This is a genomic window from Streptacidiphilus jeojiensis (assembly GCF_042510965.1).
Lineage (GTDB): Bacteria > Actinomycetota > Actinomycetes > Streptomycetales > Streptomycetaceae > Streptacidiphilus > Streptacidiphilus jeojiensis.
In genome coordinates, this window is sequence record NZ_JBEUKS010000013.1 from 269825 (window position 1) to 283939 (window position 14115).

Annotated in this window: 13 protein-coding genes and 1 rRNA gene; 6 read left to right on the forward strand and 8 right to left on the reverse strand. The window is 70.8% G+C overall.

Going from position 1 to position 14115, the window contains the following annotated elements; genetic code table 11:
• The first annotated feature begins 187 nt into the window (after window positions 1-187).
• Entirely contained in the window at window positions 188-2704 is a 2517-nt protein-coding gene (locus tag ABUW04_RS31415; RefSeq protein WP_380567883.1) for a DEAD/DEAH box helicase, read from the forward strand.
• Between the two features lie 3 nt (window positions 2705-2707).
• Here the strand turns inward: ABUW04_RS31415 and ABUW04_RS31420 are convergent, their stop codons facing one another.
• The gene (locus ABUW04_RS31420; protein WP_380567884.1) at window positions 2708-3529 is read right to left on the reverse strand and encodes a class I SAM-dependent methyltransferase; all 822 of its coding nucleotides are present in this window, start codon (window positions 3527-3529) and stop codon (window positions 2708-2710) included.
• Between the two features lie 171 nt (window positions 3530-3700).
• Here ABUW04_RS31420 and ABUW04_RS31425 point away from each other — a divergent pair, with 171 nt between their 5' ends.
• Both ABUW04_RS31425 and ABUW04_RS31430 read left to right on the forward strand, forming a co-directional pair.
• The gene (locus ABUW04_RS31425) at window positions 3701-4363 is read left to right on the forward strand and encodes a response regulator (protein ID WP_380567885.1); all 663 of its coding nucleotides are present in this window, start codon (window positions 3701-3703) and stop codon (window positions 4361-4363) included.
• Window positions 4364-4384: 21 nt separating this feature from the next.
• Entirely contained in the window at window positions 4385-5569 is a 1185-nt protein-coding gene (locus ABUW04_RS31430) for a sensor histidine kinase (RefSeq protein ID WP_051726555.1), read from the forward strand.
• A gap of 46 nt (window positions 5570-5615) precedes the next feature.
• Here the strand turns inward: ABUW04_RS31430 and ABUW04_RS31435 are convergent, their stop codons facing one another.
• The gene (locus ABUW04_RS31435) at window positions 5616-7397 is read right to left on the reverse strand and encodes a phosphatidylglycerol lysyltransferase domain-containing protein (RefSeq protein ID WP_051726554.1); all 1782 of its coding nucleotides are present in this window, start codon (window positions 7395-7397) and stop codon (window positions 5616-5618) included.
• A gap of 339 nt (window positions 7398-7736) precedes the next feature.
• Between ABUW04_RS31435 and ABUW04_RS31440 the strand changes: the two genes are divergently transcribed.
• Complete coding sequence (locus ABUW04_RS31440; protein WP_380567886.1) at window positions 7737-8267, forward strand: hypothetical protein; 531 nt, start codon at window positions 7737-7739, stop codon at window positions 8265-8267.
• A 64-nt stretch (window positions 8268-8331) separates the two neighbouring features.
• Here ABUW04_RS31440 and ABUW04_RS31445 read toward each other — a convergent pair whose 3' ends face one another.
• Complete coding sequence (locus tag ABUW04_RS31445; protein ID WP_037598215.1) at window positions 8332-9651, reverse strand: polysaccharide deacetylase family protein; 1320 nt, start codon at window positions 9649-9651, stop codon at window positions 8332-8334.
• Window positions 9652-9947: 296 nt separating this feature from the next.
• Here ABUW04_RS31445 and ABUW04_RS31450 point away from each other — a divergent pair, with 296 nt between their 5' ends.
• A complete protein-coding gene (locus ABUW04_RS31450; RefSeq protein ID WP_030265706.1) occupies window positions 9948-10592 on the forward strand; it encodes a hypothetical protein in 645 nt (214 codons plus the stop codon).
• Here ABUW04_RS31450 and ABUW04_RS31455 read toward each other — a convergent pair.
• The 4 genes from ABUW04_RS31455 to ABUW04_RS31470 all read right to left on the reverse strand — a co-directional run bounded on the left by ABUW04_RS31455 (window position 10555) and on the right by ABUW04_RS31470 (window position 12564).
• On the reverse strand, window positions 10555-11430 hold the full coding sequence (locus ABUW04_RS31455; RefSeq protein WP_380567887.1) for an alpha/beta fold hydrolase: 876 nt from the start codon (window positions 11428-11430) through the stop codon (window positions 10555-10557). The two genes, ABUW04_RS31450 and ABUW04_RS31455, sit on opposite strands and share 38 nt — an antisense overlap.
• Before the next feature lie 30 nt (window positions 11431-11460).
• On the reverse strand, window positions 11461-11841 hold the full coding sequence (locus tag ABUW04_RS31460) for a hypothetical protein (protein WP_030265700.1): 381 nt from the start codon (window positions 11839-11841) through the stop codon (window positions 11461-11463).
• Window positions 11842-11855: 14 nt separating this feature from the next.
• Window positions 11856-12074, reverse strand: a complete 219-nt coding sequence (locus ABUW04_RS31465; RefSeq protein ID WP_030265696.1) for a toxin-antitoxin system HicB family antitoxin — start codon at window positions 12072-12074, stop codon at window positions 11856-11858.
• Window positions 12075-12186: 112 nt separating this feature from the next.
• The gene (locus tag ABUW04_RS31470; protein WP_380567888.1) at window positions 12187-12564 is read right to left on the reverse strand and encodes a tetratricopeptide repeat protein; all 378 of its coding nucleotides are present in this window, start codon (window positions 12562-12564) and stop codon (window positions 12187-12189) included.
• A gap of 183 nt (window positions 12565-12747) precedes the next feature.
• Between ABUW04_RS31470 and ABUW04_RS31475 the strand changes: the two genes are divergently transcribed.
• A complete protein-coding gene (locus tag ABUW04_RS31475) occupies window positions 12748-13320 on the forward strand; it encodes an O-methyltransferase (RefSeq protein ID WP_380567889.1) in 573 nt (190 codons plus the stop codon).
• Window positions 13321-13999: 679 nt separating this feature from the next.
• Here the strand turns inward: ABUW04_RS31475 and rrf are convergent.
• Window positions 14000-14115, reverse strand: a 5S ribosomal RNA gene (rrf, locus tag ABUW04_RS31480).

Below are 14115 nucleotides of genomic sequence, written 5' to 3' on the forward strand. Positions count from 1 at the left end.
GTAGATGGACGCGCGTAGAAGTCTGCACTGCCACCCCGTTGCCGCGATAGACCCGGGATGTTGCCGTCAGGTTTCGGGTCCTGGAAGCTCCGGGGTCGCACCACCGGACCGTGCTCGGGCCGGGCTCGGGCCGGGCACCGGACCCGCGCTGGACCACGGACCGCCGGGAACCAGGCAAGATGGAGCCGTGACCTTGACTGATCTCATCCCCGCCGACCCCCAGCCCGACGATCTCTTCACCGCGTTCGCGGCCTGGGCGGAGGAGCGCGGGATCACCCTCTACCCCGCGCAGGAGGAGGCGCTGATCGAGATCGTCTCCGGCTCCAACGTCATCCTGAACACCCCCACCGGGTCGGGGAAGAGCCTGGTCGCAGCCGGTGCGCACTTCGCCGCCCTGGCGAACGGGCAGCGGACCTTCTACACCGCCCCGATCAAGGCACTGGTGTCGGAGAAGTTCTTCGACCTGGTGAAGATGTTCGGCACCCGGAACGTCGGCATGATGACCGGCGACGCCAGCGTGAACCCCATGGCGCCGATCATCTGCTGCACCGCCGAGGTGCTGGCCAGCATCGCGCTGCGGGACGGCGCCCAGGCCGACGTCGGCCAGGTGGTCATGGACGAGTTCCACTTCTACGCCGAGCCGGACCGGGGCTGGGCCTGGCAGGTGCCGCTGATCGAGCTGCCGCAGGCGCAGTTCCTGCTGATGTCGGCGACCCTGGGCGACGTCCGCCGCTTCGAGACCGACCTCAAGCGCCGCACCGGGCGCCCGACCACCACCGTCAGCTCGGTGACCCGTCCGGTCCCGCTGTTCTACGAGTACCAGCGCACCCCCATCCACGACACCCTGGAGCAGCTGCTCAACACCGGGCAGGCACCGGTCTACGTGGTTCACTTCACCCAGGCCGCCGCCGTGGAGCGGGCCCAGGCGCTGATGAGCATCAACATGTGCTCCAAGGCCGAGAAGGACGCCATCGCCGCGCTGATCGGCAACTTCCGCTTCACCACCAAGTTCGGCCGCAACCTGTCGCGGTTCGTCCGGCACGGCATCGGGGTGCACCACGCCGGGATGCTGCCCAAGTACCGGCGGCTGGTGGAGCGGCTGGCCCAGGCCGGGCTGCTCAAGGTCATCTGCGGCACCGACACCCTGGGCGTCGGCGTCAACGTCCCGATCCGCACCGTGCTGTTCACCGCGCTGTCCAAGTACGACGGGCAGCGGGTCCGGCTGCTGCGGGCCCGCGAGTTCCACCAGATCGCCGGACGCGCCGGACGCGCCGGGTTCGACACCGTCGGCACGGTGGTCGCCCAGGCCCCCGAGCATGTCACCGAGAACGAGAAGGCCCTGGCCAAGGCCGGCGACGACCCCAAGAAGAAGCGCAAGGTGGTCCGCAAGAAGGCCCCCGAGGGCTTCGTCTCCTGGGGCGAGGAGACCTTCAACAAGCTGATCGACGCCCAGCCCGAACCGCTGGTGTCCCGCTTCCGGGTCAGCCACCTGATGCTGCTGTCCGTCATCAACCGCCCCGGCAACGCCTTCGAGGCGATGCGGCACCTGCTGATGGACAACGACGACGACCCCAAGGCCCGCCGCCGCCACATCAGCGAGGCCATCGCCATCTACCGCTCGCTGCTGGCCGGCGGCGTGGTCGAGCGGCTGGACACCCCCGACGAGACCGGACGCATCGTCCGGCTCACCGTCGACCTGCAGCAGGACTTCTCGCTCACCCAGCCGCTCTCCACCTTCGCCCTGGCGGCGTTCGAACTGCTGGACGTGGAGTCCCCCAGCTACGCCCTGGACGTGCTGTCCGTGGTCGAGGCCACCCTGGACGACCCGCGCCAGATCGTCGCCGCCCAGGAGAACAAGGCCCGCGGCGAGGCCGTCGCCGAGATGAAGCGCGACGGCGTCGAGTACGAGGAGCGGATGGAGCGGCTCCAGGAGATCACCTACGAGAAGCCGCTGGAGGAGCTGCTCAACCACGCCTACGAGGTCTACCGCCGGGTCCACCCCTGGATCGGCGACCACCCGCTGCGCCCCAAGACCGTCGCCCGCGACCTCTACGAGCGCGCGATGACCTTCACCGACTACGTCGGCTTCTACGAGCTGGCGCGGACCGAGGGCCTGGTGCTGCGTTACCTGGCCGGCGCCTACAAGGCGCTGGAGCACACCGTCCCGGACGACCTGAAGTCCGAGGACCTGCGCGACCTCATCTCCTGGCTGGGCGAGCTGGTCCGCCAGGTCGACTCCAGCCTGCTGGACGAGTGGGAGAAGCTGGCCAACCCGGAGGACGAGGAGGAGCGCGAGCAGCAGATGCTGGACGAGAAGACCGCACCGGTCACCGCCAACGTCCGCGCCTTCCGCGTCCTGGTCCGCAACGCCATGTTCCGCCGGGTCGAACTGGCCGCCCTGGAGCGCTACTACGACCTGGGCGAGCTGGACGCCGAGGACGGGGGCTGGGACCAGGACGCCTGGGCCGAGGCCATGGACGCCTACTGGGACGAGCACGAGGACCTGGGCACCGGACCGGACGCCCGTGGACCGAAGATGCTGATCATCGACGACGAGTCGGTCCAGGGCGCCTGGCTGGTACGGCAGATCTTCGACGACCCGGCCGGCGACCACGACTGGGGCATCAGCGCCGAGGTCGACCTCGCCTCCTCGGACGAGGAGGGCCGCGCGGTGCTGCGGGTCACCGCGGTCAACCGGCTCTGACGGTCAGACTGCCCTGGCCAGGACCATGTCGCTACGGGTGATCATGTCGATGCCGCCCCCGTGCGCGTCCAGCAGCGCCGCCACCTCGGCCTGGACCGCCGCACGGGCCTCATCGCTCATGATCCGGTAGGCGGAGATCGAGGTCAGATAGTCGATATAACGCTTCGTCGGGTAGTGGGCCGGCGTCTTGAACCGGATGTCCCGCAGATCGGTGAAGCGCCCGCGCATCAGCGGCAGCTGCGAGGTCCAGACGGACTCGTCGCCCTCCGGGGGCTCGATGGTGTCGCTCATGTTCCAGCCCGCCATGGTGTGCGGGGTGAAGGTCAGCTGGTAGCGGGCGTCGATCTCCGCCAGCCCGGCATGCACCTCCGGGTCCATCACGCCGTGGTGGTTCCAGAACAGCGCGGCCGTGCCGCCCGGCGCCAGCGCCTCGTAGGCCAGGTCCCAGCGGACCTCCTCCGGGACCCAGTGCCAGGAGGTGGCCGCGAAGAGCAGTCCGAAGGTGCGGCCGGCCCGCTCCCAGCTCTCGAAACCGGCCTGCTCGATCCGCACGCCGGGGTGGGCCCCGGTCTTGCGGCGCAGCAGCGCCGCCATCCGCGGGTCGGGTTCCACGCAGACGATCGGCACACCCCGCTCGGCGAAGGCGACGGTCGCCTTCCCGGTCCCGGCTCCGATCTCGACCGCGCCCCGGCCGCCGAGGTCCGCGTAGTCGAGCACGGTGTCCACCAACGCGGCCGGGTACTCGGCCCGGACCGCGTCGTAGAGCTCGGCGACCTCGCCGAAGACCGTGTTGCGTGCCGAGTCGTCCCGCTGCTCCGTCGTCATCCCCGCCATCCGTTCGTCCATATGATCGATGGACCGCCAACATAGCGGCCCCGGTCAGGTGAGCGTTCGGCAAGCCCGTGGACCGGGCCGCCCCTGCCTCTCGTACCCTCGTCCCAGGGAGGCCGTCGACAGGATGACGTCCACCGGCGGACTGAAGAAGAGGTCACCGAGTTGATCCGTGTGGTCATCGTCGACGACGAGACACTCGTACGGTCGGGCCTGAGCCTGATCGTCGGCTCGGCAGCTGACATCGAGGTCGTCGCCACCTGCTCCGGCGCCGAGGCCCTGGAGACCGTCGGCAGGTACGCCCCGCAGGTGGTGCTGCTGGACATCCGGATGCCGGACGTGGACGGGATCACCGTGCTCCGCTCGCTGCGGGCGCTCCCGCAGCCGCCCGCCGTGGCGATGCTCACCACCTTCGACACCGACGAGTACATCGGAACGGCGCTGCGCGGCGGCGCGGCCGGATTCCTGCTCAAGGACACCGACCCGGAGCAGCTGGTCAACGCGGTACGGGTGCTGGCCGACGGCGGCCGGGTGCTCTCCCCGGCCGTCACCGACACCGTGATCGCCGGCTACCTGGACGCCGGCCCGGACCGGCAGACCGCCGCCAGACTGCGCACCATGACCACCCGGGAGCTGGACGTGCTCGCGCTGCTGGGCGAGGGCCTGTCCAATGCGGAGATCGCCGCCCGGCTGTTCCTCAGCACCGGTACCGTCAAGGACCACATCAGCGCGATCCTCGCCAAACTCGGCACCTCCAACCGGGTCCAGGCCGCGGTCTTCGCCCACCAGGCCGGACTGCTGGGCGGCGGCTCCGCCCCCCGGGCATGACCACGAAGGCGATGTGACCGGATGAGCACCACCGCCGAGCCGCGCCGCCGCTGGTACCTGAGCCCCTGGATCACGGTCCCGGTCCCGGTGGTGCTGGCCGTCCTGGACGCGCTGCTCGCCAACGACCTCACCTCCGTCGTGCAGATGTCGACCTCCCTGGTGGCCGCGGCGGCGCTGCTGCTGCGCACCCGGTGGCCGCTGGCGGTGATGCTGCTGACGCTGCCCGGACTGCAGCTGAGCTACATATGGCTGGCCCCGATGATCGCGCTCTACACCCTGGCCGCCGCCGAACGCCGGCGCTGGGTGGTGGGCGGCTGCGCGCTGCTGCTGGCCGTGGCCCAGTTCCTGCCCTGGCCGTACAGCGACGTGCCGGTGCAGTGGGACCGGACCACCACCCTCGCGGCGATGTACTCGCTGATGACCGCGATCGCACCGGTGGTGCTCGGCCTGCTGGTGCTGACCCGGCGGGAACTGGCGGTCAGGCTGGACGAGCTGACCCGGGGCCAGGAGCGCGAGCAGCGCCTGCTGGCACACAGCGTGCTGTCCACCGAGCGGGCCAGACTGGCGCGGGAGATGCACGACGTGGTCTCGCACCAGGTCAGCCTGATCTCCATCCAGGCCGGTGCGCTGCAGGTGCGCGCCGACGACCCGGAGGCCACCGCCGAGGGCGCCCGGACCATCCGTCAGCTGGCCGTGAAGACCCTGGAGGAGCTGCGGCAGATGGTGGGGGTGCTGCGGGCGGCCGGCGGCGACGGACGGGAGCTATCCCCCCAGCCGACCCTCGCCGACCTGCCCCGGCTGATCGCCGCCAGCGGCCTGGACGCGGTGCTGGACACCGTTCCGCACCAGTCCCGGCAGCAGCCGCCCTCGGCCTGGCCGGAGCCGGTGGAGCGGGCCGCCTACCGCACCGTCCAGGAGTCGCTGACCAACATCCGCAAGTACGCGCCCGGCGCCGCGGTAACCGTCACGGTGCGGGCGGACGCGGGCAGGCTGCAGGTCGAGATCCGCAACGGCCCGGCCGACCCGGGAGCCGAGCCGCTGGTGCTGCCGAGCGGCGGCCACGGCCTGGTGGGGCTGCGCGAACGGGCCCAGCAGCTCGGCGGCAGCCTGCTGGCCCGGCCGACTATGGAGGGCGGCTACCTGGTCAGCGCCGTGCTCCCGCTGCGCCCGGAGGGCAAGCTCCCGGCCCGGCCGGCGGACGGCTAGCCCCTCCGGGCCGCCGACGGACGGTCTTCCCGCAGTCGACGGGCCGTCAGGCCACCCGCTGCAGCTCGCGCTCCGGCTCCGGCACCGCGGCCTGGCCGCGACGGCGGCGGCCGAGCAGCGAGGGCAGCCGCGGCGCCGCGATGAAGCCCTCGGCGCAGGCGTTGACCATGGCGATCCTGGGCAGGTCCCGGCTCCGCTCGAACAGCACGTAGCGCGGCTCCCACTGGGGTCGGTACTTGGCGTTGGCCCGGTACAACGACTCGATCTGCCACCAGCGCGAGAAGAACATCAGCACCGAGCGCCAGGACCGCAGGAACGGTCCGGCGCCGAGCCTGGACCCGCGCTCGAAGACCGCCCGGAACACCGCGAAGTTCAGCGACACCCGCTCGATGCCCAACTGGCCCGCGCCCTGCAGCAGCTCGATGACCATGAACTCCAGCAGGCCGTTGTCGGCCTCCCGGTCACGGCGCATCAGGTCCAGCGACAGCCCGTGCGCGCCCCAGGGCACGAAGCTCAGCAGCGCCCGCAGTTCGCCGTCCGCGTCCCGGCACTCCAGCATCACGCACTGGCCGTCGGCGGGGTCGCCGAGCCGTCCCAGCGCCATCGAGAAGCCCCGCTCGGTCTGCCCGTCCCGCCACTGGTCGGCCCGGCGCACCAGGGTCTCCATCTCGGCCTCGGCGATGTCGCCGTGCCTGCGCAGCATCACGCTGTAGCCGGCGCGCCGCACCTTGTTGTGCGCCTGGCGCACCCCGCGCATCGCGCGCCCCTCCAGGCTGAAGTCACCCACCTCGACGATGGCTTCGTCCCCCAGTTCGAGGGCGTCAAGTCCGTGCCTCGCGTAGACGATGCCCCCCTCCTCACTGGCACCGGTCACCGCGGGGACCCAGGCGTGCTCCCGTGCCTGGGCCAGCCAGGCCTCGATGGCACCGGGCCAGGCCTCCACGTCACCGATGGGATCCCCCGAGGCCAGCGACACCCCGCCGAGCACCCGGTAGGTCACCGCTGCCTTGCCGGACGGCGAGAAGACCACCGACTTGTCCCGGCGCAGCGCGAAGTACCCCAGCGAGTCGCGCTCCCCGTGCCGTTCCAGCAGCCCCCGCAGCCGGGTCTCGTCCTCGTCGGAGAGGAACTCCTTGCCCTTCGGCGAGCGGAACAGCGCGTAGAGCACCAGCAGCAGCACCCCCACGCTCAGCACGTTCACCGAGACGTCCACCCAGCGCGGCACGGCCACATGCAGGTCGACGTCGCTGTTGAAGCCCAGCGTGATCGCGCGCAGCAGCACGTAGTGCATCCGGCCGGGCAGCGAGGAGCCGGCCTCGGTGTTGGCCGCGCCGACCAGCAGCGTGCCGGCGAGCAGGGTCAGCAGGCCGCCGCCCAGCAGGACGCCCGCCGCCATCCGCGGATTGGCCCGGTCGCCCTTGGCCCGGAACTCGCGCCGGCCCACCAGCAGCGCGACCGCGAAGACCGCGGTGACCACCGCGGTGGCCCAGTTGAAGCCGTGCTCCCTGATCTCCGGACGCCGCACCATCGCCACCACCAGGTCGGCCAGCAGCAGCCAGCAGATCACCGCGTTGGCGATCCAGGCCGCCCGCTTGCGACGGTTCATCATCACCGCCATCAGCAGGGCGAACACGCCCGAGGTGAATCCGGCGGTGAGCAGGTAGGGGGTGTAGTACACGCCGGTGTTGTGGTGCCGCACCTGCTCCCGCAGGGTCACCGAGACCGCCGCGAGGAGGTTGAGGAGGCCGACCGCCCGCAGGTACCAGACGACGGTTCGGGCAGCGACGCGCCGGGGGCGCGGGGCTACCGGGGCTGAGGCTCGATGCATGCTACGGCTCCATCGCGGACACAACAGGTCTGGGACAACAAGACGCCGACAACAAGACGCCGGCAGAAGGGTGGTTGTGTTAGATACTGCCGCGTCGATCTTGGTCGGACGTCCGTCCAGAGACCTGCTCACGCCCCCGCCGATCGGCTGGTCCTGCACCCCCGAAGTGCATTTCCCGCAGGCAGGCGGAACCGAGGGGGCCACCGGTCTCGTCCCATACTCGCTCCGGTCCGGCTGCTCGGAACGGGGCGCGACGCAGGTGGCGCGGGGTGCGCGGCACCACTCACGGGGGCACCGGAACGGGGGAGCATGGACGACCGGGGGAGGTCGAGACGGGTCGTGGCGGCCGCGGTTCTCGCGGCGCTGCTGAGCATGGGCGCGGGCGCCTGCGCCCACCAGGGCACGGCCGACGGGTCGACGGACGGCAGCTCGCGCGGCGGGCACTACAGGACCCGCCATCCGAGCCAACTCGACCCGGTGGTACGGCGGCTCGCGCCCTATCTGGAGCGGCACTTCGCCGGCAGCTACACCACACTGGTGATCGACAGCCCGCACAACCGGCTGCTGGTCTACCGGATCCCCGACGCGGCCCTGGACGCGGCCGCGCACTCGGTGGCCGGGCGCACCCGGCTGCTGTTCGTGGACTCCCGCTACTCCTACGGGCACCAGCACGAGTTGATGGACCGGATCGGCGCCGACCTGGGCTACTGGAGGCGGCAGGGCATCAGGGTCACCTCGTGGACCGCCAGCAACGGCGTGCGCTGCGCGGTCCTGGTCAGCACCGCCCGGGGCACCGGCGCCGACCAGCGCGCCTTCGACGCCCGCTACGGCACCGGCGCAGTCGCCATAAGCAGGGGCGGCCCCGCCTGAGATGTCAGGCGGGGCCGTGCGGTGGTTCTCGGTGCGATGCGCGCGGCGCTGCCGGCTCTGCGGATCAGGCGTGCGAGGGCGTCGCCTTGGCCGAGGCCGAGGCGGTGGACCTGGCCGGCGTGGGCGTGGTGTAGTCGGCCCAACTCGTGGGCGTCTGACCGACGTCCAGAGTGCGCAGCTTGGCCAGCACCGCCGGGTCCTGCACCTCCAGCCACTCCACCAGCTGCCGGAACGACACCAGCCGCACGTCGGGCTTGGCCGCGATGGCGCGCAGCGCCTCCTCGACCGACCGCATGTAGATGCCGCCGTTCCAGCTCTCGAAGTGGTTGCCGATGAAGTAGGGGGCGCGGTTGGTGGTGTACGCGCGGTTGAACCCGGCCATGTACGCGCCGTAGGACTGCTGCTGCCAGCCGGGTCGCTTGGCGGGGTCGCCGTTGACGCTGGCGTTGGACTGGTTCGCCAGCATGTTGTAGTCCATCGACAGGACCTGGAAGTTGTGCCCGGGGAACGGGATGGACTGGAGCGGGAACTCCCACAGCCCCTTGTAGTGGCCGGGCCAGACCTGGTTGCCGCCCGGCGAGCTGGCGTCGTACTTCCAGCCCATGGACTTGGCCGTGGGCAGCAGCGCGTCCCGACCCAGCAGGCAGGGGGTACGGCCGCCGATGAGCTCCTTGCGGTAGTCGAAGGGCAGCGCCGGCAGGTCCTTGAACCCGGTGTTGGTGCGCCACTTGGTGACGAAGCCGATGGCCTGCTCCAACTCGCTGCGCCACTGCGACGAGGACCAGGTGCCGACGCCGTTGCCGGGGCTGCAGAAGTGGCCGTTGAAGTGGGTGCCGATCTCGTGGCCCTCCAGCCAGGCCGCGCCGACCTGCTGGAGCGTCATCCGGATGTGGTCGTCCGCCAGGTAGCCGATGTCGGAGGCCCCGGGCTGGTGCCCCGGGGGCAGGTACAGGTCCTTCTTGCTCTCGGGCAGGGTGTAGATGCCGGAGAGGAAGAACGACATGGTCGCCTTGGTCTCCTGGGCCACCTCACGGAAGTGCGAGAACAGCTTCTTGCTGTCCTCGCCCGCGCCGTCCCAGGAGAAGACGACGAACTGCGGCGGCTTCTGGCCGGGCTTGAGCCGCTCCGGCACCGGCTGGTGCGGCTGCGGCCCGGTGTCGGACGTGGAGCCGTCGCCGATCAGCACAGCACCCGCGCTGGTCGGCGAGGCCGCCGAGGAGCCGTCGGCGGAACCGGGGTGCGCCGAGGCCGCTCCCCCGCCGGGCTTGCTGTCCCCCGAGCCTCTCGCCGCACCGGAACCGTCCGCACAGGCGGTCACACCCAGGGCGGTGACCGCCGCGAGGGCACCTCCGGAGAGTACGTTCCTGCGGGACAGAGCGCCCATGGGGTTCACCAGGCCTTCCGGCTAGTTCGACTGCATTGCCGTGGCCGCAGTCATTGCTGTGCGATTTCTGATGGGATTCTGAGAGCTGAGACGCGAGGAACGGTCAGCCGGTTTCGTCCTGGTTCACGGACCCTGGCGATCTCACTCGGACCCCACAGTACGCACATAGGATCGCTGTACCCAGCACCCAAACCGGCCCGCGGGCCGCCGCGTGATCCTTTACCCTGCCTTTATGCCGTCGATCGCACACCTGTCGCCCCCGCGAGTTCACCTCGCGCTCAGCCTGGAGGCGTCCCATGACTGACTGGGCGACACTTTCCAATCTGGGCACCGCAGCGGGCACGCTGGTCCTGGCCGCCGCCACCTTCTCGGCGGTCCGCTCGGCGGAGCGCTCCGCCCGCGCGGCCGAACGCTCCGTCCAGGCCTCGCTGCGACCGCTGCTGATCACCTCGCGGGCCGAGGCCCCCAAGCAGAAGGTGCTCTGGCAGGACGGCCAGTGGGCCCACCTCCCCGGCAGCGCCGGCTACCTCACCCTGGCGAACGAGGTCGTCTACCTCGCCGCGTCGATCCGCAACGTCGGCCCCGGCCTCGCCGTCATCCACGGCTGGCGCATCGGCGAGCGCCCCCGGTTCGCCGAGCACGAGCACCCGCCCGTGGAGGACTTCCACCGCCAGGGCCGCGACCTCTACATCGCCCCCGGCGACACCGGCTTCTGGCACGCGGCGGTACGCGAGACCTCCGACCCCGACCACGCCACGCTGCTGGCGCAGATGAAGGAACGCGACCGCATCAACATCGACCTGCTCTACGGGGACGGCGAGGGCGGGCAGCGCACCATAAGCCGCTTCTCCTTCATGCCGAAGCGGGACGGCGAGAGCGCGGACGACTGGTTCTGCCAGGTCGTCAGGCACTGGAACGTGGACCGGCCGGACCCGCGGTGAGGGTGTCCAGGAAGTCCAGCAGTACCCGGTTGAACTCCTCCGGCTGCTCCAGCGGCGGCAGGTGGCCGGCGCCGGGCAGCACGGCGTGCCGCGCCTCCTTGATCCCGGCAGCGTTGATCCCTGCGGCTCCGGCCAGCAGCTCCGAGAGTTCGACGATCCCCGGCACGTCCTCGGTGCCGTGCACCACCAGGACCGGCACCTCGACCTGGTCGAGCCGCCCGAACGCCGGCGGCTCCAGGTCCCGCGCCTCGAACCGGGCGGAGCCGGACCACTCGCGCCGGGTGATCGTCCGGAACATCTCCAGGGCGAGCCGCCACACCTCGGGATCCAGGTCGGTCCAGCTGCGCCCGGGGCCGGCGGTGAGGAACTCCACCGTGGCCCGGACATAGGTCTCCAGGTCGCGCGGCTCCGGCCCGACGACCTCGTGCACCCGCTGCCGATAGAGCGTCAGAAAGCTTTCCGGCCACTGGTACCCGGACACCCCGGAGCCGACCAGCACCAGCCCGTCGACCCGTTCGGGCCGCAGCAGCGCCGCGTCCAGCGCCAGCTTCCCACCGTCCGAGCTACCCACCAGGACGGCCCGGTCCACGCCCAACTGGTCCAGCAGTTGCAGTAGTTGTTCGTGCCTGGCGTACGGACCCACCGGATCGGCGGATTCGCCGTGACCCGCCCAGTCATAGGTGATCACCCTGAACCGGCCTGCCAGCACCGGAACCTGACGCATCCACAGCCGACTGTCGGTGGTCCCGCCGTGCGCCAGGACCACGACGGGCCCCGGTCCGCCGGTGTCCTGGAAGGCGAGCACGCTGCCGTCGGCCAGTACCACCCTGTCCCGCATCGTCATCCGTTGTCTGCCGCCCGCCGCCCGCTAGCCCAGGTCGGTGAGCTGCCGCAGCGCCTCCGCCGTCGCGAAGACGTCCGCGCGGCGCTCCTTGGCGTGCTCGACCAGATCGGCGAGGGCGAAGCTGTTCGGCAACTGCTTGATCCCCGCCATGGCGAGGTAGGAGCGGGTCAGCGTGGCCGCGTAGAACTCGTTCATGGGGCTGTCGAGCGGCGGGCAGACCGCCAGTGTATGCAGCAGGGCCGCCGCGCGCCAGCAGATGTCGCGCGGCTCCTCATCGGCGACCAGCACCACATCGGTGGCATGCCGGGCTATCGCCGCACTGATCCCCGAGGGGTCCCACACGGTCGGGTCGGAGGGAAGGTGGTGTGCCAGGACGTTCCACGCCCATGCCTCGTCAGCCTTCACGCTCTGTTCCCTCGTCACGCGGTCTTACGTCCGAACCGCTCTTGGAAGTAGGCCCAGTTCTCAGCCGTGTTGAACTCCGCAGCCGCATCGAGCGACCGCTGACGATCGGCGTCCAGTTCCCGCTTGGCGACCTCGGTCACCAGTGCCGTGATCGTCGTCCCCTCGGCTGCCGCCCGCGCCGCCAGACGGGCGTGGAACTCCTCATCCACCCGAATGGTGATGTGCTTCGACATGTCATCAGCGTACAGCGCCCGTGCTGTACGGTCGACGCTTCCGGGAACTCCACCCCGGGCGGCGGCACCCGCCACCGCCGCCCGGAACGCCCTGATCCGCCGAAACCACCGGTCAGAGCGGTGCATCGGCCTCGTCCACGGCCCGGACACCCTCCGGAAACTCACCGGCGAAGGCGTCCGCGATCCGCAGCCACGGCTTCGCCTCCTCCGCCCGACCCTGCCGCTGCAGCGTGCGCCCCAACATCAGGTGCGCATAGTGCTCGACCGGGTCCCGGTCAATGACCTCGCGCAGCTGCGCCTCCGCCCGCCGGAGCTGCGCCGAGTGGTAGTACGCCCGCGCCAGCAGCATCCGGACGTCCACCTGCTCCGGCAGCTCGGCCACGACCCCCTCCAGGATCCGTGCAGCCTCGGCGTAGTCCTTGGCCTCGAAGAACAGTCCGGCCCGCCGCCACTTCTCCGACACTGCCTCTTCCACGTACTGCATCGCCATGCGCCCTGCTCCTCTCGGTGTCCAGCCGGTCCGTCGACCGGTCACCCGACTCAGCATCCTTGAGTACTCAACTATTCCCAGGCCGACCGGCCGAAGGGGGGCAGGTGGCAGGATGACCTTGCCCTCCTGCTCACTCCTCCCGCTCCTCCCACCCCAACTACCAGACCAGCCAGGGGGAATGCCATGACCAGCACAGCACCAGCCGTCCCCGTCCGCGTATCAGCCGCAGAACGCGCCGCAGCAGCGGCGGGCTTCAAGCTCAGCTGCACGCCCGAGGTGGGCAGACTCCTCAGCATGGCTGCCGCCGCCAAGCCCAATGGCACCATCGCCGAGAGCGGCACCGGGTGCGGCGTCGGCACGGCCTGGCTCCACAGCGGCCTCGGCAGCGCAGCACGACTCGTCACCGCAGAGCGCGACGAGGAGCTGGCCCGCGCCGCGGCCGACCTCTTCGCGGACGACGAGCGGGTACAGGTCCTCCCCGGCGACTGGCGCCTCCTGGAGCGACACGCCCCCTTCGACGTCTTCTTCTGCGACGGCGGCGGCAAGCGCGACGCCCAGCAACAGGTGGTCGATCTCCTCGCCCCCGGCGGCATCCTCGTCCTCGACGACTTCACCCCCTCCCCCGAATGGCCACCCCGCTTCGCCGGCGAGATCGACGAGCTCAGGCTCTTCTACCTCACCCACCCCGACCTCCGAGCCACGGAGATCCTCACCACCCCCACAACCTCCGCGGTTGTGGCCGTCCGGCGGGAGTAGAGGAGGAGGACAGCCGGCATGGGTGCGGAATCCGCCTTGCTGCCGAGCCCCCGTCTTGTGGCCGGGTTGCCGGTGCGTGTTCGCTCCCGGTGATCGTTCGTCAGTTCCGTGGGGCGCGTTGGTGTGTTGGTGGCTGGGGTGGCTCGCTCCGCTCGCGGCCAACTACGAGGAGCCGGGGGGCGGGCGGGGGTCCGTTGCCGGGCGGCGGGTGAGTGCGGGGCGGGCGTGCAGAAACGTTCCTGCCGAGGCCAGTGCGGTTTCGGGGCCCGAGAAGCGGGGCCTTGGACTGAACCGGGGTCACTTTCGGGACAAGGTGTCACTTGATCATGCCGTAATGCCCTATTTGACCCGGTCCTGGCGTACCAAGAGTGACCCGACGTCCCGAAATCGACCCCGGTTCCCGCGAGGCCCGGCCGCAGAACCGTTTCTGCGCCCCACCTCCGACCTCCCACCCGGCAACGGCGCCCAGGACCGGCCCTGCTCCCCCGCTGTAGTTGGCCCGCGAGCGCAGCGAGCAACAGCAACAAGCCACGGACGGGGGCGGGCGGCAACGGTGGCGCCATGTAAGCCACCCACAGCTGCCGCCCCCATCTGCGGCGGCCGGCCTCCCCCACCGCACTGGCGGGGAATGCAGAGAAGCCCCCTGACCGGTGGTCAGGGGGCTTCCTGTTCAATGGTTGTTCGGCGGCGTCCTACTCTCCCACAGGGTCCCCCCTGCAGTACCATCGGCGCTGTGAGGCTTAGCTTCCGGGTTCGGGATGTTACCGGGCGTTTCCCTCACGCTATGACCACCGA